Genomic DNA, 19,606 nt, shown 5'->3' with positions numbered 1-19,606 from the left:
TAAAACATAAATGTTGCATAAGAATACAGTTAGGTAGATAATGTTGTTTATTGTAAAAATTTTGCGCAATTCGTGCGATTGCTAAAATTTAAAGGCTAAGACATAAAGCGTAAGATAAAGCGCGTAAGGATACTAAAAAGCGATGAACGAAAATGATTTACGGGTCATTAAGACTGAACAACATATCGAGCAAGCTTTTCTGGCATTACTACAGCAGAAACCTTACCGCGCCATCACGGTGCAAGATATTTTAGATACTGCAGCGATTAATCGCTCAACCTTTTATCGTCATTACGCCAGTAAAGAGGCGCTGGCAGAGAAAATGGTGAGTAATTTTCGCCAAGTCTATGAGAAGTTTTTAACTGAACGCTTTAGTGTCGCCAGTCAAGAAAATTTACTGATGTGTTTGGAACAATTTTGGGCGTTTATTCACGCGCAAAAACAACGCATACTGGCTTTTTGGCAAATCAAAACCCCAAATATCCATTTATATGATGATATGTATGCGTTAATCAAACAAAATTATATTGAGCATGCTAAGCGTCATGGACGCCCAGGCGACTTGGAGTTTCAAGGGCATACGTATGCTGGCATTATATTAAACAATTTAAGTTACTGCCTGCAGCAAGACCACCACATATCACTCGAGGATATTCGTAGCAATATACAACTGATGATGCAGACAGTGTCTATACAGTAATCTCTCATCATCATAATCCGCAGTAGCCTTGATGTCCTCATTAAACATTAGTTAAACCGCACTTAAGCCAGATTTAGGATTTTTTACCGACTAAATCAATCACCCAAAGTTCCGCTTGCGAGCCCAGCCGAAATGGCACACCCCAAAAACCATACCCCGAGCTTACAATCACATCGGTATTGTTGATACGTTCATAGCCGTAACCCAAACGGTTGATAAATTTGACAATGAAATTGGCAGGAAATATTTGCCCATTATGGGTATGTCCAGACACTTGCAAATCAATCGGTAATTGTACGTTTTGTTCAATTTCATTGGGCTCATGGTCAAGTAAAATAATCGGCTTATCGGTATTTGACGGCATTAAGTCCTTGGTCGCTTTACGATAAGTGGCATGATTATCCAGTCGCCCTACCAACCAAAGCTGGTTATCAACCAACACTTTGTCATCTGCCAATAAGGTGATATTGGCTTTTTTGATCGCATCGCGAATCTCGCTTTCATGCCCATACATATCATGATTACCTAGCGTGGCATACGCGCCCATTGGCACTGCATTTGCTAGTTGCTGCAGCGCGGGCTGCATATTTTGCGAGGTATAATAGTCAACATTATCATCCATGATATCGCCAGGCATGAGCAGCAGTTGCACGTCCTGTGCTTTTACCATATCGGTTAATCGGTTAATTTGCCGCTCACCGACCATTAGACCCAAATGCAAGTCTGAAACCATCCCAATCCGAATCGGTTTGGCCAGTGGCTGATTGGCAGTCAAGCTGATATGACGAATGGTGGGTGTATAAGCATTATAAATACCCATCAACACCATGCCAAAAAACACGAGCGGCAACAAAATGCGTTCCCCGTAAATTTGATAACTCACTGAATTAAAAAATTGCGGGGCAACTTTCATCAACACCAGATTGATAATGCCCACCGCCACCATCGACATGATGACAAACCACAAAATAGTCAGCCAAGTCATAGACAGCTTAAGCCCAAAGCTTGTCAATCGTGCGATGCCAAATACCAATAACGCATTACTCATCACAAATAGACTAATCATCAAATAGCGAGAAGACCGATCGGATAACCAAGACCCTGCCCACCACTGCAGCCCCCGCCCTGCCCCATAAGTAAACAATTCAAACAACAATACAATGACGGTCAGAAATATCCAACGCATACCAGCCCCAAATTTTTGATAAGTAAAGGTTATATAAAGAATGTTTGTGAATTTACAATGTGACTTTATCTATTAAAGCCAATCAGTGAATTTGAAAAAATCAATTAATATAATTTGCGCATTAAAAAACCCAACTTACGAGAATAAGTTGGGTTTTTTCGATATCGGCTCATCCGATGACGATATTGTGGCAGGTTTATTGATTTTTAACAAGCAATAAATTTGCTATAATAACCCTTTTGGCACTTTTAAAAATTATGACTTATTCAACTGCTGTTAATTTATCTGATATTGCGAGCCCTGCCCAAACTCGCGTCATTGTGGGGATGTCAGGGGGCGTTGATTCTTCTGTCACCGCCGTTTTGCTCAAACAAGCGGGCTTTGACGTTGAAGGCTTGTTTATGAAAAACTGGGAAGAAGATGACGGTACCGAATATTGTACCGCCATGACTGACCTTGCCGACGCGCAAGCGGTCGCCGATAAAATCGGCATTAAGCTACATACCGCTAACTTTGCCATGGAGTATTGGGATCGCGTATTTGAGCATTTTTTGGCGGAATATAGCGCTGGTCGCACCCCAAACCCTGATATTTTATGCAACAAAGAAGTCAAGTTTAAAGCCTTTTTGGATTATGCGCTAACCTTGGGGGCGGACTATATTGCCACCGGTCACTATACACGCCGCGGTTTTAGCAATGAAAATGGCAAAGCACCACTACTGCGCGGACTTGATAACAATAAAGACCAAAGCTATTTTCTGCACGCGGTGGCAGGCGATAAAATCGCCAAAACCTTGTTCCCTGTGGGTGAGTTAGAAAAACCTGAGGTACGCCGTATTGCCGAGCAATATGATTTAGCGACAGCGAAGAAAAAAGACTCTACGGGTATTTGCTTTATCGGCGAGCGACGCTTTAAAGACTTTTTACAGCAGTATTTGCCCGCTCAAAAAGGCGATATCTATACCGATGATGGCAAAAAAATCGGCACCCATGATGGCTTAATGTATTACACACTCGGTCAACGTGGCGGTATTGGTATTGGTGGGGTCAAAGATAGAGATGAGGCGCCTTGGTTTGTGTTGCACAAAGACTTGGATAATAATCGCCTGATTGTTGGTCAAGGGCATGACCATCCGATGTTACAATCCACCGAATTGACTGCCTATAAACTTGACTGGGTGGTTGATGCACCCGCCCAACTGTTTACTGCCCAAGGCTATCGCTGTACCGCCAAAACGCGCTATCGTCAGCCCGATCAAGCCTGTACAGTTTTTGCCCTTGATGAAATGGGGGACACCATAAAAGTGGTGTTTGACGAGCCACAGCGCGCGGTGACACCCGGTCAGTCTTGTGTGTTTTATCAAGATGACATCTGTTTAGGCGGTGGCGTGATTCAAACCATCGATGCCTCTACTAGCCTGGCTGAAGTTTAAAGCTTAATATACATCAAGACACAAACAGCGCAAATTGATACCATTTGCGCTTTTTTATACCCTATTGATTAAGAAAAGTTTGTAGCTAAGCGTTTGTTCCACCCTGCTTTTTTTCGTAGGTAGCCAATTCCCCAGCAGCTTAAATAAATCACAAATGAAATGGTAGTAATATAAGGTGAAATCGGCAGTCCAGGTCCTAACGATAGTAATATCCCGCCGACCCCAGCGATGATGGCAAACAGCATGGACAACAAATAGACATAGATGGGTCTAGCCGTCACTTGACTCGCCGCTGCCGCAGGCGTGATGAGTAACGATAATAGCAGCAATGCACCGACAAACTGCACACTCACCGCCACCACAAGACTCAGTGCAAACATAAACAGCAAAGATAAAAATGTTAAATTCAAATGCTGCGCTTGGGCAACTTGCGGATCGACTGCGGCAAATAACATGCGCTGACCAAATATGGCGATGATTGACAGTACAATCACCGCGACCACTAACATCGACTGCAATTCAGCGGGCGTGATTGCAACAATTTGTCCGGTTAATAAGCCAAATTTATTGGAGGAGCGACCTTGATACAAGGATAAAAACAATACCCCCAGCCCAAGCCCGAATGGCAACAAAATACCCACCACTGAGTTGCGGTTTTTGCCATCAATCCCCATGACCCCCAGCACCATGCCAGCCGTCACTGCCCCAATAACGGCGCCTAGGGTGACTGAAGACCCTAACCATAAAGCACACGCCGCCCCTGCAAACGACAGCTCTGCTGTCCCATGCACGGCAAACGCCATGTCCCGTGCCTGTACCATCGGCCCAATGAATCCCGCCATCACACCCAACAACACCGCTGCCACAATGGACGTTGATACCAAGGGCAACAACTCAGCAAAGTTATCAAAATTGATGATGGTATGTAGCCAAGTCGTGAGCAGCATGTAAATTCCAAAAGTTAAAAAACCATCGAATGTGATGGCTTGTTTTTGATTGAAGCAAATAAATTAGCGAAATCGATTGATTAAGTCGACACCACCGAGGCTGGCAGTCGCATTTTCAAGGCGCAGCACTTTATCCACTAAGGGTATAATCGGTTCGAGTTCATGACTAATCATCAAAATCGCGGTATGATGCGCCTGTTTGCGATGGGCTAAAATATCACTGACCACATACTGGCTTGCTACATCAAGGCTCAGCAGCGGCTCATCCATCAACAAAACATCAGGCTCAGCGACCAACGCTTGGGCGATACGCATGCGCTGCTGCTCACCACCCGATAGCATGGTAAGCGGCGCATCACAAAATGACTCACCGCCGACTTCCGCAATGGCTTTATCCACCAAGTATTTTTTTTGTTTTGCCGTCTGCCAAAAACCGCCCAAGGTTTTTTTGGGGCTAAACAGACCAAACAGATAATTTTCCCCATCTAGCCCTAGCTGCACCAAGTCCCTACCCCGAATCGGTAGTTTTGGCGCAAAGTCTTTGAGCTGAGGCACATAGCCCACTCGAATATCTTTGCCAAGCGTGATTGAACCACTTGACAGTGGCACAAGTTTGAGTAAACTTCGCAGCAGTGTGGTCTTGCCTGTCCCGTTTGCGCCGAGCAGTGCCACAAATTCACCCGATAAAATCGAAAAATTGACATCCTGCCAGAGCAGACGTTGTCCAAAGTGCATACTGCCATTTTTGACTTGCAAAACGACTTGCTGTGATTGTGGCAGTTTGACAAACGATTGGCAATGAATGGCCTGCGCAAACTGCCGCTCGCTATTGGCTATTTTGGTGGTTGACATGGGCATGGTGGCTACTTCTTCATCCTAACGGCAAGATCCTAAAGGCAAGGATGGTTGATTGGCAATATCACATTGCAAAAAATCTGGGCTAAAAAATTTAAGCATTATAAGGGATAACCCGCCAATACTATACCAATTAACGCAAATTTTTCCCCAAATGCGTTAATGGGTAATCTAAAATTTTTAGGCTAGTTAAAATTAGCGCGTCGCTGCCGCAAAATCATCCAGAGTTTTTTCAATAAATTGCGTATAGCTTGTCACGCCATCGGGCAGGGTTTCATAAACCGCCACAACCGGTACTGTTGATGCCTTCGCCAATGTGATTAGTTGCTTTGAGGTAGCATCCTCGGTCTGGGCATTGACCACCAACAAACCGACTTGTTTATTGCTCAGCAGGCTTTTGCTGTCATTGAGCACTTTGACAGACACCCCTGCATCCGTCTCTGATTGCACAGCATAGGCTTTTGGCGTCACATCCTTGATGCCCATATCTGCTAGCAAATACCCGATGACGGGCTCAGTAGCAAAGGCAGTGATGGCTTTTCGCTGTCCGATTTGTTGGGCTTTGACTTTAAGCGCATCAATTTGCTGGATGAATTGCTGGGTATTTTTCGCATAAATTGCTTGATTGGCAGGCGATGTTGCAGCCAATTGCTTGTTGACCGCTTCAGCCACTTTTTTTGCTGTATCGAGGGAGAAAAACACGTGCTCATTGAAGTCACCGTGCGAGTGACTATGTACTTCGCTATGCCCTTCACTGGGCACGTGAGGATGATCTGATGGTTGCGCATGGGCGGTCTTTATTTCGTGTTGGGTGTCGTGTTGGTGTTGTTCACTGGCAGACTCATCTGCCGCATTGTCCGTGTTAGGCGTTAGCCCCGAGAGTGCCACCGCATTAATCAGCACAGGTTTGTGACTCACCGACTCAGCTAAGCTCATACCCCAATCATCATACCCACCACCGTTGACCAGCATGACAGCGGACTTAGTGATATTAAGCTTATCGGTCGCTGTGGCTTGATAATCATGCGGATCTTGTGATAAATCATTGACCCCCACAATCACATTAACTTTATCGCCCCCGACCGCTTTAGCCACCGAACCCCACACATTGGTGGTCGCATACACCGTGGGTAATTGGGTATTAATAACGGTGTTTGATGAGACTGTTGTAGCTGAGCTATTTGATGCGGATTGATTTGAGGCTGATTGCTTTGAGGTGGATTGATTATCAGTTTGCTTTTGGCAGCCTGTTAATCCACCCAATAGGCTCATCGTCAATGTTACCCCTGCAATCGTGGGGGTTTTTAGTAGCCTTAGTAGTAAAGGTCGGCTAAAAAAAGCATATTTGTTAATCAATGCGTTTATCATGCTAGGTTGCCCAATCAAGTATTGAAAATGGTAAAAATGTTATATTATAACATTTTAATGGTGTTCTCAAGGTAGCTCAATAATTTATGCTGGCTTGGATTTCATCTATCGCACCTTTAAATTCAACTATTTGCGCTGACCTTTTTATGCCATAATAAATTTATCACCTTGCTGTATGGTTCACAGGCGAATCGGTTGTCATCTTCTACGCTTCACGCCTGTCAGCACTTTTTTATATGACCCACTCTCACAGGATATTTTTATGAAACAATTTTTCGCGCCTTGTCTGGTACTTGCCAGTATATTGGGCACAACATTTGCCCACGCAGCCTCTATGCCAGTGGATACCAATGCCCGCTTTAAACTAGGGTTAAACGCGTCAATCAATCATTATGCGTACGACAAGGACAATGATGTTACGATCATGCCACAGGCATTTTATGACAATAATCGATTCTACATTGAAGGCAGTGAAGCGGGTTATTATCCCTATAAAGACGCACAAAACGAATGGCGATTGACCGCAAGCTACGATAGCCGGTCATTTGATCCAGACGATGCGAGCACAGCGGCGTTAAAAGGACTCGATGAGCGTAAATGGTCTGCTATGGTGGGCACTAGCTATATGCGCATCACCCCGTATGGTGGCTTTAAAGCGCAACTGGAAACTGATGCGTTAGGTCGCAGTGATGGTACCAGCGCAAAAGTGGCGCACTTGAGCAGATTTAAAGCAATGGACGATAAAATCACCATTTATCCTGAGTTAGGACTGCAGTGGTACAATGACAAGTACAACAACTACTACTTTGGTGTTTCTGAGCAAGAATCGCTACGCACCGGGATAAAAGCTTATAACGCTGATAGTAGCATTACTCCCTATGTCAATGTCAGTGCCAGTTACGCCATTTCGCCACGTTGGAGTGCGTTTATAAGTCAGCATTTAGAGTATTTGAGCGATGAGCAAAAAGACAGCCCACTAGTTGATAACCGTGTCGATAGCAAAACTAAAATTGGTTTTAACTATCAGTTTTAATGCCTAGCTTGATGCCTAGTTTGCCCATAAGTTTTAATGCATAGATTGCACATAAAAAGCTGTCTATAAAAAGCGCAAATTGTTTGATTTGCGCTTTTTTTATTTATAAGAAAGGGTTATTCACTTCGTCCACGTGCGACGCTTGCTGTTGTTGCGTGGCAGATTTTTCCACCGTTTGCGCTTGATGGGCTTCTAAATACGCAATGATTTGGTCCAACACATCTTGCAATTGTTTTGCCGTGGCTAAACTTTGTTTATCCAACGTAAACGTTGCACTGCCATAGAGATTGACTTGCTCTCCTTGATTCTCAAGGGTAAATTCGCCCAATCCTACGCTTTGGCTATCATTTTGAAATGGTTTAAAAGCACTCATCTTTTTCCCCTGTTTAGTTGCTGATTTGCTGTTACTGATTTTGGTTATGGTGCAATAGTCGCTACATTGCTCGGCAAACTGGGAAACGCATTGACCCCGGTGCGTTTTTTAAGGGTACTTAGGCTAATTTTTTCAACGGTTCCGCTATCATCATTTGGGCTAAAAAATGCCATCGCTTGATGTTGTGATGGCAAATATACCGCTTTAAAAAAATGCGATGGCACCAACACGCGATTTTGTAGCCGTTTGACTTCCGGTGTTAAGAACGCCACTCCTGTCACTACATAAGCTGAGCCGTATTGGTTGGTCAGGTTGCGAGTTTGTGTTTCAATTTTTACCCAAGTTTTACGGTTGTTGTCAGGTGTTTGTGGCGCTATATTGGCCAAACTAAAGCTATCAAATTGTGAGTCCGGGTTTGCCATATCAGCATTGGGCGCTAAATGCCCTCTGTCAAATCCGGTACGGGTATAATCGCTCAATAAGCTACGCACCTCGGTTGGCAGGCGAGTTTCTTCATGAAAGTTATCCTCTCTGACCAAGGTTTTGGCAGCCGTTATTCGTTGTCGCGTCAAATGCTCAGCGACCCAAATAGGGGTTTTGGTGACCCCCGAATACATCACCGCAAAGCCATTAAAGCACAGGGGGTAGGTTTTTTGCGACAGTTTAGCGGTCATTGTCGGCTGGGTTTTCTCCAAAAATTCGCTGGCGCATTTTTGTAACGCCTTGTCTAGCGGGCGCGTGGTGAGTGCTTGGGTATCTGTGTTCGCTTGGGCGGTAGGAATAGTAGTAGGGATAGTAACAGTATTGCTATCGGGCTTGGCGGTTGAGGGCGCAACACTACAACCTGCCAGATACAGCAAGCCAACGCTTATGGCTGATAAGATGGCAGTATGGCTAACAAAATGGGTTTGAACTATCATGAGTGACCTTAAAAAAAGAAAAAAATGAAGAAAATGAAAAATAGTACAATGACGACAATGGTATGGTTCGGGCTAAAGTGTCGGATAACGTAGTTTAAATCCCGGTTTAAAACTTCTTGGTTATTTTATAAGGTTTTTTAGTGGAATACGCAAATATTTACTGGCAGTGATAGCAGTTTTTTGAAATGTTTTTTGGCTAATATTGCGTTGACTATTTTTATCCCAATATTTTCCCATCAACAATTGCTTAAGTTCTGATAAAATACGCTTTTTGTCGTTAGTAAATTTTTATGAGTACATCAACCACATCAAAAAACGCCGTCGTCTTACTCTCTGGCGGGCTAGATTCCGTGACTTGCCTTTACTGGGCAAAAGCCAATTATGCCAACGTCACAGCAGTAAGCTTTAACTATGGTCAGCGCCACAATAGCGAACTAAATGCCGCCAAAAAAATCGCCGCGACTGCCCAAGTCAACCATCGCATTATCGATATTGATTTGGCACAGCTAGGTGGCTCGGCGTTGACCGATGCTTCGCTGGTGGTACCCGATGCCAAACAAACAGATTTTAGCGATAATCAGCATAATGACAGTATTCCAATTACTTATGTACCTGCGCGTAATACCATCTTTTTGTCGTATGCGCTGGCATTGGCAGAGGTGACACAGTCCAATGCCATTGTGATTGGCGTCAATGCAGTCGATTACTCAGGCTATCCTGATTGTCGTCCTGAATATATTGAAGCCTTTGAAAAGATGGCAAATCTCGCTACCAAAGCTGGTGTGATGGGCAATCATCTCCACATTGCAACGCCATTGTTGCATTTAAGTAAAGCAGAAATCATTAAGTTGGGGGTATCGCTGGGGGTGGATTATGCTTTGACCGTGTCATGCTACCGCGCAGATAGCGAAGGGCGCGCCTGCGGGCACTGCGATAGCTGTTATCTACGTCAGCAAGGTTTTTTACAAGCTGAAATAGATGACCCGACTATTTATCAGTAATCTATCATCATCAAATCCTGCCAGCTTTATTGCGTCAACGGTAAAGCTAGCCATTGTACGATTGAACACCTGCTGTTCTATACTGCTGTCTCTTATGAGGATAAACTATGAAACATTCAGCCATCGTGACCCTATTTGCTAGCATGGTTTTGCCGTTTGCCGCACATGCCGCCAACCCACAGTATGTCAATGCTTGCGCCACCCAAATGACCGAAAAACACATCACTGATGCCGCTTCTGCAAAAAAAGTATGTACTTGTGTGGTAGATGAACAAGCAAAAATCACCCAAGCGCAAAAAAATGAGCTTGATGCCTGGGTAAAAAGTGGGAAAGACGTTCGCCAAAACAAAACCTTCCAAACCATCAGTGCGCGTATGAAAGCTTGCGGCAACGGCGTTAAATTTAATAAAGCCCGTCCCTAAACGGCTACAATCAATGCCATAATCGATAGCGCCGCACCACCAGACCAGTTGTTTACTGGTCTTTTTTTGTTTTGTCGCATGAAGAAGTTTGTACTCAATCTGGCTTTCTGATATTGTTAGTTCAATTTTTACTGGGGAAATGAACATGACTCAACTACCCAATTTTTTGGTCACGACGGTTGAAGCGGATACCAGCCGTCATACCACAGTGCAGCCGCAATTTATCCAGCGTCAAATCAATCTGCTAGCTTATGCCAAGCAGTCAGAGAAAGGCTTGATTCTGTACTTTTATCCAAAAGACAACACCTCAGGCTGTAGTGTACAAGCGCAAGATTTTAGCCAGCACTTGCCCCAACTGCAGCAGCTTGGCTACCAAGTCATTGGCGTATCAAGAGATAGTGTCAAAAGTCATGAAAAATTTATCGCCAACCAACAGATTAGTTTTGCACTGGTGAGTGATACCGATGAACAGCTTTGCCGATATTTTGGCATCATTGCCGAAAAAAAACTGTACGGCAAAGTCAGCCTTGGCGTGGTGCGTTCAACCTTAATTTTTGACAACGCAGGCAAGCTGGTTCATGAGATGCGCAATGTCCACGCCAAGGGGCATATGGATAAATTACTTGCGATATTGCCCACCCTTTAACTCAAATTAAGCCAAACACCTTATTTTATTTTGATTTTTTGACTCGAGATCACTCATTGTATGTCCGTGAACCAATTTTTTAAAAATATCTATCACGACTTGTATTATGACGTCTATAAAGCAGTCGGTGGTTCGCTCGAAGATGAAGCGGTTAATTGGCCGCTGTATCTCTCCAAACTTGCCAGTACAGGCATTAAAATTATGGTACTGTTGGCAATTTTGGTCGTGGTTTATCGGCTAAGTTTATTGCTCATCAATTCTGCCCGTTTTATCGCCAAAGACAGTAAATACAGCCAATCGTTAAGGCTTATCGCACGGTTGATGTGGTTATTTTCAAGTTTGCTTGCGGTGATGAGTCAGCTTAATTTTGAACCTGAAACAGTCAAAGCCACTGCCAAAGCCGGTATTTGGTCAGTGATTTTTTATATGGCGTGGTACAACCTCGGCTATTTGATGCAAAAAATGCTCAAAAATTATGGGCTAAACGCGTCGATTGAACAATTATTGCATAATTTGTTGTCCATGCTCATCATCGTATTATGGATTGCCTCGGTGATGTCGCAGTTTGGTTTTGACATTGTGTCTGTGGTCGCAGGTCTTGGGATTGCAGGTATCGCAGTGGGTTTTGCCGCACAGGCCACACTCGCCAACTTTATTGCCGGTATCACCATTTTGATTGAGCAGTCGTTTCAAGTCGGTGATTGGGTCAGCATCAATGAAAAAGAAGGTAAAGTAGTGCAAATCGCCTTGCGCACTACCCAAATTTTGACCCGTGATAATATCACTGTGATTTTCCCCAATTCAACGGTTGCCTCAGCCGAAGTCATTAATTTAACTGCCAAAAATCTGATTCGTTTTGATATTGAAGTGCGTATCGCATTGGAAGCGGATATTGAAAGCGCTCGCGCTATCATTCTTGATATTTTAGCCAACACCAAAGAGGTATTAGAGCGTCCTGCGCCCACAGCGACGGTGGATAAAATTGGCGATTTTGGGGTATTTTTTATCGTGCGGTTTTGGGTCAATCCGCCACACGTGTCTCGGATGCCATTTATCAAAGAAAATCTACGCGAACAAATCAAAGTAGCACTCGATGATGCCGGCATTGCCACACCTTACCCTCATATGCAGCTTTTAATGCCAAGCGAAGCAGCCCCATCGGTAAAAACTTCCCCATAATTTCAGACATTCTGTCATTTGTCCTTTGCTAATCATGCTAAAATACGCCATTAATCAACTTTGACTTTTTTTGGCAGTATTTATGACAGACAGCAATACAACGCCCGTTGGGCAAACTTTTCACATTGTCATCACTTGTGCGGATGGGCTAGAGATTCCCTTGCAAACTGAGCTGGCAAGCTTTGGTATAGATACACAAATTGAGCGCACGGGTCGGCTGATGGCGACATTGACGTTGGCGCAGATTTATCAAGTTTGTCTATGGTCTCGTGTGGCATCACGGGTATTGCTACCACTGGGCAAAAAGAACATCAATCCCGAATACGATATTGCAGATCAGCTCTATACCTTTGCCAAAACTGTCAAATGGACCCAGCTATTTGATTTGGAGCAGACCTTTGCAATTCGTTTGACTCTAGATAAGCGCGTACAAGCCAACCAGCAATTCACCATGCTGCGTGTCAAAGATGCGATTGCTGACCAATTTAACGAGCAGTTCAGTCGTCGCCCCAATGTCGATAAAAACCCCGATTTTGGCATTGTCGCTACGGTGGGTGACAAACAAGCTGAATTGTATTTAGACTTATCAGGGACCAGTTTGCACCGCCGTGGTTATCGTGCTGCGATGACTGAAGCGCCACTCAAAGAAAACTTGGCGGCTGCCCTGCTCTATAGCGTGAATTTTCACACCACCCAATTTGACAGTATCGTCGACCCGATGTGCGGCTCAGGCACGCTGATTATTGAAGCCTTACTGATGAGCGCAGATTATGCCGTGGGACTGGATAAAGCCGATAGCCAATTTGGGTTTTATGCATGGCAACATCATGATACTGCCCTTTGGGAGGCTATGGTGCAAGACGCGCAAACCCGTTTTCATCACCGCCTAAATGCCATGGCAAATGGCGAGATGCCCGCGGTATTTGCTTTTGATATGGACTCAGGCGCGGTTCGAGCCACGCACAAAAATTTAATCGCCGCAGGTTTGACGCCTATCATCAACCGTATTACCTTGCAGCAGCGGTCACTGGCGACCCTTAATTTGGCACTAGAAAAACAAGTCAATGGCTGGGTCAATCCCCTGTTTATAACCAACCCACCGTATGGTGAGCGTCTGGGTGAAGAAGAATTGATTAAACCCTTGTATCAAGGTTTGGGTAAAAAACTACAAGCCCTGTTTGCAGACAGCCCTGCCAAAGTGACTTTGGGTGTCCTCGCTGCCAAAGTTGAACAAGCTGACGTACTGCCCCTTGCCGAGCCAAAAACCCTACGCTGTCACAATGGCGCTATCACCGTTTATTTTCGTTATGGTGAGCTGTTAAAGAGTAAAGACACACCGCTGATTACGCGCTTTGAAAAGCGTGAAATCGCTGTAGAAGAAGGTCAAGATTTTATCAATCGACTACAAAAAAATCTTGCCAATCTGCGTAAGCTGGCTCACAAACAAGCCGTGACCAATCTGCGGGTGTATGATGCCGACTTACCTGATTTTAAAGTGGCGGTGGATTTGTATGGCGAATTTGTGCATGTGCAAGAATATGCCGCCCCCAAATCAATCCCGTTAGAAACCGCCAAAAAGCGCTTTAATCTAGCGCTGCATGGGGTGCGTGAAGCTTTGCAAGTGAACCGTGAGCAAGTGTTTATCAAAACCCGCGCCCGCCAATCGGGCAATGAGCAGTATGAGAAAAAAGCCAATTCAGGTAAATTCCATGTGGTCAGCGAGCCAACCGCCAACAACCAACGGGCGTATTTTTTGGTGAACTTTAGCGATTATTTGGATACAGGGCTATTTCTTGACCATCGCAGCCTCCGAAAAATTATTGCAGAAAACGCACGCGGTAAAACGGTGCTCAACCTGTTTGCTTATACTTGTACTGCCAGCGTGCATGCGGCATTGGGTGGGGCAAAAGCGGTAACATCGGTGGATTTATCACAAAACTATCTGGATTGGGGACGCAAAAATTTTGCCCTAAACGGCTTGCCAGATTTGCCAAGCTACCAGTTTATTGCCCAAGATATTTTTGAATGGATTAAAAGCAATACTGAGCAGTACGATGTGATTTTTATCGACCCGCCGACTTTTTCTAACTCCAAGAAATTTCAAGGTACTTTTGATGTGCAGCGCGACCACGTACCACTCATCAACCGTGCCATGAATCGCTTATCCGCTGAAGGTGTGTTGTATTTTTCCAATAACTTTACCAAATTTGTGCTAGACGACGAAATCAGCAACCGTTATCACGTTGAAGAAATGACCAACCAAACCATCGGCTTTGATTTTGATAGTAAACGCCCTATTCACCAGTCGTGGGTGATTCGCCACAAATAATTTGCCAATAAAAAAGCGATGACTCATGTTAGCCATTGCTTTTTTGATGAGTTGGTTATTTTGCCAGAGTGTTGGTTTCAATCACACTATCAAGCTGATAAAGGTTGCCATAGCCTTTGGTATCGGTCGGTGGGGTGCGATAGCGAGTCAAGCGCAAAACCCGCTGTGCGCTTTCATCATGACGATAATTGATGATAGGCGCATCCAAAAGATGCCATTGACCCACCGCTGTTTTTAGTCCCTGAGTGTCATAATTGATGTCACGCACTTCTAGGCACTTTCTATCGGTCACGTTGTCGCAATACTGCCATTTCGGTTTGACCTCCAAAAATACGGTTTCCCCTTTGCCGTATTTTACTTCAGGCTTTAATTTACCTACCCACTGCAGCCAGCTACCATCAGCCGTGGTTTGCGACAATACTGCATCTACTTGAGTTTCCATTATTTGTAGCTCACTTGGGCTTTGCATCTGTTTAGCAAGCCATTGTTCCCGTGCTTGCAATTTACCACAACCCATTAAAGTACTAATACCTGTCCCGATGGGTTGCATGGTATTTTTGCTTAGGCTATATTGATTTGATAGTTGGTTACAGCCTACACTATAGGTTATGTGATTTTGGTTAAAGTTTAGCGTGACTTTGCCATTCTGTGTTTGCAAGTATGAACCATTCCACGTAATCGGATCTGTGCTATTGATATTGTTAAGCTGCCAATCATAACTCTGTAAAGAATTAGTGGTTGGAGTAGAGCCGATAAAGATGGGCAACTGCACGTATGGCACTCTTTCACTAGGGGCTGATGGGTTAGTATTCACCGTTTGGCAACCAGTCAGTGCAATCATGAGCAATGCGCTCGTTTTAAAGCCACCTATAACCACTCGATTGTTTATCATTGTTTATATCCATTATTACGCCATTAATTGAATTTTAGCCAAATATTTTTGGTTACTCAGCATTTAATCTGTAAATTTAGTTTAGTACCTTTAAATTTAGTTAAGTATATTTAATGGGAAAGTTGACATAAAAAAACCCAGTCAAGCGACTAGGTTTTTGATTTCAAACTTAAACTACACGATTATTTATTCGGTTGTGGCGTGGTGCGTAGATAAGGCTTGATTTCTTTATGACCTTTTGGGAATTTCGTGGCGATTTCTTCATTTTTCACGCTTGGCGGGATAATCACATCGTCCCCGTCTTGCCACTCAACTGGCGTTGCAATGCCATAATTATCTGACAATTGCAAGGCATCAATCACCCGTAAAATTTCATTGAAGTTACGACCGACAGCAGCTGGGTAAGTGAAAGTTAACCGCAGTTTATGCTGTGGATCGATAATGAATACGCTACGAACCGTATGCGTGGTTGACGCGTTTGGGTGAATCATGTCGTAAGCTTCCGATACTTTTTTGTCGGCGTCTGCAATGATGGGGAAATTCACCTCGCAGCCTTGGGTTTCTGAGATATCGCCTGCCCAAGCTTTGTGAGCTTCTACACTATCGACTGATAAAGCAATCGGTTTGACATGGCGTTTTTTGAACTCATCACCCAATGATGCCGTGCGTCCTAGCTCCGTGGTACAGACTGGGGTAAAGTCTGCCGGATGTGAGAATAAAACCACCCAGTTATCACCTTGCCAATCGTAAAAATTGATGTTGCCTTCGGTGGTTTGTGCGTCAAAATTTGGTGCCGTGTCGCCAATTCGTAATTGTGCCATCGCTGACTCCTTATGATTTTATTTGATTAATCGTATATGGTTATTGTTTGATATCGGTCTATCACAGAGACTCAGCAAAATTTTAACAGATTTTAAATTCATCAATAATGACTTTTTGCGAATCCTTGTTTCTAAAAAGTCATAAGCACCCTACGATTGACTGTTTTATAGTGGAGGTTTTAATCAAATTCCGCGGTTTTTAAAAACCGCGCGACGACGTTAAACTGTCCAGCGGTGGTATCTTCTTCATACATGGCTTGGCGAAACGCATTGGAATTGGCAATGCCTGAGGTATACCAAGCAATATGTTTACGAGCAATACGACACCCCGAGTATTCGCCATAAAACGCATAAATCTCTTGCAAATGGCTTAATACAATCTCTTTTAACTCATCCATCGTTGGACTAGGCAGGATTTCACCAGTCTTAAGGTAATGCGCAATGTCGCGAAAAATCCAAGGCTGCCCTTGCCCTGCCCGCCCAATCATAATGCCATCAGCGCCTGTTTGCTCATATACTTGTTTGGCTTTTTGCGGGCTGTCGATATCCCCATTGACGATAACAGGAATGGTGAGAAGATTTTTGACCTCTTTAATTAACTCATAGCGAGCGCTGCCCAGATATTTATCTTCCCGGGTGCGTCCATGTATCACAATCATGGCGATACCTGCCTCTTCTGCCATTTTTGCGACACGTAAAATATTTTCTTCGCCATTGGCATAGCCTAGACGGGTTTTTAGCGTGACTGGCACATTCACTGCATCGACCGTGGCATCCAATAGTCGCTTGACCAAGTCTTCATCTTTGAGCAGTGCTGAACCGGCAAGCTTTTTGCAAACTTTTTTTGCTGGGCAACCCATATTAATATCGACAATTTGCGCCCCATTGGCAACTTGATAGCGAGCCGCTTCGGCGATTTTTTCTGGGTCTGAGCCAGCGATTTGCGCTGAAATAGGCGCGATTTCACCATCAAAATTGGCACGATACAGCGTTTTGTGATGGGCAAATAGCGTGGCATCAGACGTCATCATCTCTGACACGGCATGCCCTGCGCCAAAGGATTTGGCTAGCATGCGAAAAGGCTTATCAGTGACCCCTGCCATCGGGGCAACGATGATGCGGTTGGCGATAGTCTGGTCGCCGATATTGAGGGGAGTAAGCAATGGATGGTTGGACATAAATAAAAAAGAATGACGGGCTCAAAAATGGGGAAACATTATAACTTTTATTGTCCATGCTTTGGCTAAAAATATTACGCATTTATCATACTCCCCATTTCCCCCTCTTTTAAACAATCGGGTGAGTTTTTATATCAATTTTTTACGATTTTTTATTTGTTTGTCATATAGACTTAACCCAATAGAAGTTTAATAGTGTCATACTCATCAATTTGTTAGACCTAGATTTAGACATAGAAATGGGCATAAACATATGTTAAAACAGCTTAAACTTTGGTATCGGGGCGGTAAGCATGTCAATGGCGAAGTGGTTTATCAGCTGCCCCATTGGTCTGCTAGGGTGGCTCGCCGTATGGTTGATTTTGTTTCGCTTGAATGGAAGTGGTTATTGGCATTTTTATGCCTAATCATGATAATTCTTATTATCGCTATTTGATTTGTCGATATTTTACCCATTTAGCCATGCCAATTTGGGCAACATATCGAAGGTCAAGATATTGTATATAAAACCGCTAACAAGTCACTATGTTTTACCATGACAAATAGTTGAGATTTTAGTATACTATCTTGTTTATTTGACACGCTTATACGACCGCTATGACCCAAATTCCTGTCATTCAAAACCCAGAAATGGTCAATCCTCAAGACCTTACCGCAAAAACCAATTTACTTGGCATGAGTAAAGCCGAGTTAAGTCAGTTTTTTGCCAAGCTCGGTGAGAAACCGTTTCGCGCTACCCAAGTGATGAAGTGGATCTATCAGTTTGGCGTGACCGATTTTTATCAAATGACGAATTTGTCCAAAAAACTACAAGAAACATTGGATGAAGTGGCAACTGTCACCCCACCTACTGTCAAGTTTAAACAATTTAGCGAAGATGGCACCCGTAAATGGGTGTTTGAAGTAGCAGGTGGCTCGCTGGTGGAAACTGTACTCATTCCTGCTGACGATAACAAACAATTTGGACGTAAAACCTTATGTATTTCCTCGCAAGTCGGCTGTGCGCTTGACTGCTCGTTTTGTAGCACCGGTAAACAAGGCTTTGAGCGGGACCTATCGCCTAGCGAAATTATCGGACAGCTGTGGGTGGCCAACCAGTCTTATATGGAAAATGTGCCTGTCACTGAACGTGAAAATCGGGTTACCAATGTGGTGATGATGGGCATGGGTGAACCGCTGTTAAATTATGAGCCTGTGGTAGCCAGTATGTCATTGATGCTCGATGATTTCGGTTTTGGCTTATCCAAACGCCGCGTTACCCTATCAACATCGGGTATCGTGCCAAAGATGTACGAGCTCGCCAAAGATATTGATGTAGCACTTGCCATCAGCCTACATGCACCCAATGACGAACTGCGTAATGAACTGGTACCCATCAATAAAAAATATCCACTCAAAGAGCTGATAGCCGCCGCTCAATCTTATGTATATGACGAAAACCCCCGTCATAAAAAGCACGTCACCATCGAATATGTGATGTTAAAAGACGTCAATGACACTGATGAACACGCCCGTCAGTTGGTCAATCTGCTCAAAGATTTGCCCTGCAAAATCAATTTAATTCCGTTTAATCCGTTCCCGCATGCGCCTTACGGACGCTCTAGTAACAATCGTATTCATGCGTTTAGCAATATCTTGAACCAAGCAGGCTTTGTTTGTACCATTCGCCAAACCCGCGGCGATGACATCGATGCGGCATGTGGACAATTGGTTGGACAAGTGACGGATAAAACCCGACGTGCAAAACAGTGGCAAGAAAAAGTGTCCAAAACATTACAATCTAAAGCATCTCATTAAATCTTTTATCATTATAATAGTTTGGCGTGATAAAGGCGCAAGTTAGCCTTATCGGTTGGTGTTATCAAGGTTTTTTTGCTATAGTAATAGCCATTTTTAGTAATAGGCTTGTTTTGCTATTGGGTTTTATCGACAATTAAAAATCGTTATCGACTGTCAAAATTTTTAATTATTCAATTTAGTTCATTTGATTATGAGTAAGTTTGTTATGCCACCATGTCACTCACGTCAAACTCATTTATACCACAGTCAACCTGCTATTTTGTGTCAATTAGACGACAACGATATAGACAATGATAAAATGCCCGGCAAATCAAATTTTTTATCGAAGATTTTTGCCGCAGGTATGATTGGCCTTTCAAGCTTCACCCTTTGCCTAACCGGTTGTACCACCACCCGACAAGTCACCACGCAGACAGTCACCGCGAGTGACCCAAGTCGCTGGGAAAAAAATCCAGAAGAAATCGCCAAAATTCGCACCGCGATTGCCGCTGAATATATTCGTGGTGGTAAATTAGACGATGCC

At 43.9% G+C, this 19,606-nt stretch carries 19 protein-coding genes and 1 pseudogene; 11 read left to right on the top strand and 9 right to left on the bottom strand.

Annotated features, from left to right (window positions below):
• Positions 1–142 precede the first annotated feature (142 nt).
• Positions 143–700 carry a TetR/AcrR family transcriptional regulator gene (locus tag RT143_RS06885; RefSeq protein ID WP_060995771.1) on the top strand — a complete coding sequence of 186 codons (558 nt, stop codon included), beginning with the start codon at positions 143–145 and terminating at the stop codon, positions 698–700.
• A gap of 73 nt (positions 701–773) precedes the next feature.
• On the opposite strand, the gene RT143_RS06880 is transcribed toward RT143_RS06885, so the two are convergent.
• The gene (locus RT143_RS06880) at positions 774–1,886 is read right to left on the bottom strand and encodes a metallophosphoesterase (protein ID WP_313092045.1); all 1,113 of its coding nucleotides are present in this window, start codon (positions 1,884–1,886) and stop codon (positions 774–776) included.
• A gap of 257 nt (positions 1,887–2,143) precedes the next feature.
• On the opposite strand from RT143_RS06880, the gene mnmA reads away from it, so the two are divergent.
• The gene (gene mnmA / locus RT143_RS06875; RefSeq protein ID WP_313092043.1) at positions 2,144–3,319 is read left to right on the top strand and encodes a tRNA 2-thiouridine(34) synthase MnmA; all 1,176 of its coding nucleotides are present in this window, start codon (positions 2,144–2,146) and stop codon (positions 3,317–3,319) included.
• Between the two features lie 68 nt (positions 3,320–3,387).
• On the opposite strand, the gene RT143_RS06870 is transcribed toward mnmA, so the two are convergent.
• The 3 genes from RT143_RS06870 to RT143_RS06860 form a co-directional block, all read right to left on the bottom strand.
• Positions 3,388–4,266, bottom strand: coding sequence for a metal ABC transporter permease (locus RT143_RS06870; protein WP_065252720.1), 879 nt, complete (start codon positions 4,264–4,266; stop codon positions 3,388–3,390).
• Between the two features lie 63 nt (positions 4,267–4,329).
• Positions 4,330–5,124, bottom strand: coding sequence for a metal ABC transporter ATP-binding protein (locus tag RT143_RS06865; protein WP_313092042.1), 795 nt, complete (start codon positions 5,122–5,124; stop codon positions 4,330–4,332).
• A 192-nt stretch (positions 5,125–5,316) separates the two neighbouring features.
• Complete coding sequence (locus RT143_RS06860) at positions 5,317–6,489, bottom strand: metal ABC transporter solute-binding protein, Zn/Mn family (RefSeq protein WP_313092041.1); 1,173 nt, start codon at positions 6,487–6,489, stop codon at positions 5,317–5,319.
• 262 nt (positions 6,490–6,751) lie between these two features.
• Between RT143_RS06860 and RT143_RS06855 the strand changes: the two genes are divergently transcribed.
• Complete coding sequence (locus tag RT143_RS06855; protein WP_313092040.1) at positions 6,752–7,522, top strand: MipA/OmpV family protein; 771 nt, start codon at positions 6,752–6,754, stop codon at positions 7,520–7,522.
• 103 nt (positions 7,523–7,625) lie between these two features.
• Here RT143_RS06855 and RT143_RS06850 read toward each other — a convergent pair whose 3' ends face one another.
• The gene (locus tag RT143_RS06850) at positions 7,626–7,895 is read right to left on the bottom strand and encodes a hypothetical protein (RefSeq protein ID WP_313092038.1); all 270 of its coding nucleotides are present in this window, start codon (positions 7,893–7,895) and stop codon (positions 7,626–7,628) included.
• Between the two features lie 44 nt (positions 7,896–7,939).
• Positions 7,940–8,815: a DNA/RNA non-specific endonuclease gene (locus tag RT143_RS06845; protein ID WP_313092037.1), complete on the bottom strand. Its 876-nt coding sequence runs from the start codon at positions 8,813–8,815 to the stop codon at positions 7,940–7,942.
• 290 nt (positions 8,816–9,105) lie between these two features.
• On the opposite strand from RT143_RS06845, the gene queC reads away from it, so the two are divergent.
• The 5 genes from queC (at position 9,106) to rlmKL (ending at position 14,392) form a co-directional block, all read left to right on the top strand.
• Complete coding sequence (gene queC, locus RT143_RS06840) at positions 9,106–9,816, top strand: 7-cyano-7-deazaguanine synthase QueC (protein ID WP_313092035.1); 711 nt, start codon at positions 9,106–9,108, stop codon at positions 9,814–9,816.
• Positions 9,817–9,923: 107 nt separating this feature from the next.
• Positions 9,924–10,238 carry a hypothetical protein gene (locus RT143_RS06835; RefSeq protein WP_159676342.1) on the top strand — a complete coding sequence of 105 codons (315 nt, stop codon included), beginning with the start codon at positions 9,924–9,926 and terminating at the stop codon, positions 10,236–10,238.
• Between the two features lie 145 nt (positions 10,239–10,383).
• Positions 10,384–10,884, top strand: coding sequence for a peroxiredoxin (locus tag RT143_RS06830; protein WP_313092033.1), 501 nt, complete (start codon positions 10,384–10,386; stop codon positions 10,882–10,884).
• Positions 10,885–10,944: 60 nt separating this feature from the next.
• Entirely contained in the window at positions 10,945–12,063 is a 1,119-nt protein-coding gene (locus RT143_RS06825) for a mechanosensitive ion channel family protein (RefSeq protein WP_313092032.1), read from the top strand.
• Positions 12,064–12,145: 82 nt separating this feature from the next.
• Positions 12,146–14,392 (top strand): bifunctional 23S rRNA (guanine(2069)-N(7))-methyltransferase RlmK/23S rRNA (guanine(2445)-N(2))-methyltransferase RlmL, encoded by a 2,247-nt coding sequence (rlmKL, locus tag RT143_RS06820; RefSeq protein WP_313092030.1) that lies wholly within the window; start codon positions 12,146–12,148, stop codon positions 14,390–14,392.
• Positions 14,393–14,447: 55 nt separating this feature from the next.
• Here the strand turns inward: rlmKL and RT143_RS06815 are convergent, their stop codons facing one another.
• The 3 genes from RT143_RS06815 to dusB form a co-directional block, all read right to left on the bottom strand.
• Positions 14,448–15,233, bottom strand: a complete 786-nt coding sequence (locus RT143_RS06815; protein ID WP_313092028.1) for an META domain-containing protein — start codon at positions 15,231–15,233, stop codon at positions 14,448–14,450.
• Positions 15,234–15,466: 233 nt separating this feature from the next.
• Positions 15,467–16,105, bottom strand: coding sequence for a peroxiredoxin (locus RT143_RS06810; RefSeq protein ID WP_313092027.1), 639 nt, complete (start codon positions 16,103–16,105; stop codon positions 15,467–15,469).
• Positions 16,106–16,284: 179 nt separating this feature from the next.
• The gene (gene dusB, locus RT143_RS06805) at positions 16,285–17,283 is read right to left on the bottom strand and encodes a tRNA dihydrouridine synthase DusB (protein ID WP_313092026.1); all 999 of its coding nucleotides are present in this window, start codon (positions 17,281–17,283) and stop codon (positions 16,285–16,287) included.
• Between the two features lie 253 nt (positions 17,284–17,536).
• On the opposite strand from dusB, the gene RT143_RS06800 reads away from it, so the two are divergent.
• From RT143_RS06800 to RT143_RS06790, 3 genes and pseudogenes are all read left to right on the top strand, one after another.
• Positions 17,537–17,719: a hypothetical protein gene (locus tag RT143_RS06800; protein WP_313016107.1), complete on the top strand. Its 183-nt coding sequence runs from the start codon at positions 17,537–17,539 to the stop codon at positions 17,717–17,719.
• A gap of 161 nt (positions 17,720–17,880) precedes the next feature.
• On the top strand, positions 17,881–19,080 hold the full coding sequence (gene rlmN, locus RT143_RS06795; RefSeq protein ID WP_313092025.1) for a dual-specificity RNA methyltransferase RlmN: 1,200 nt from the start codon (positions 17,881–17,883) through the stop codon (positions 19,078–19,080).
• A gap of 208 nt (positions 19,081–19,288) precedes the next feature.
• Positions 19,289–19,606 (top strand): annotated as a pseudogene (locus tag RT143_RS06790) (hypothetical protein); the annotation flags it as partial.

Source organism: Moraxella sp. CTOTU48268 (assembly GCF_032069585.1).
GTDB lineage: Bacteria > Pseudomonadota > Gammaproteobacteria > Pseudomonadales > Moraxellaceae > Faucicola > Faucicola cinerea.
Note: the sequence above shows the minus strand (reverse complement) of the source record. Positions and strands in the feature narration are given on the sequence as shown.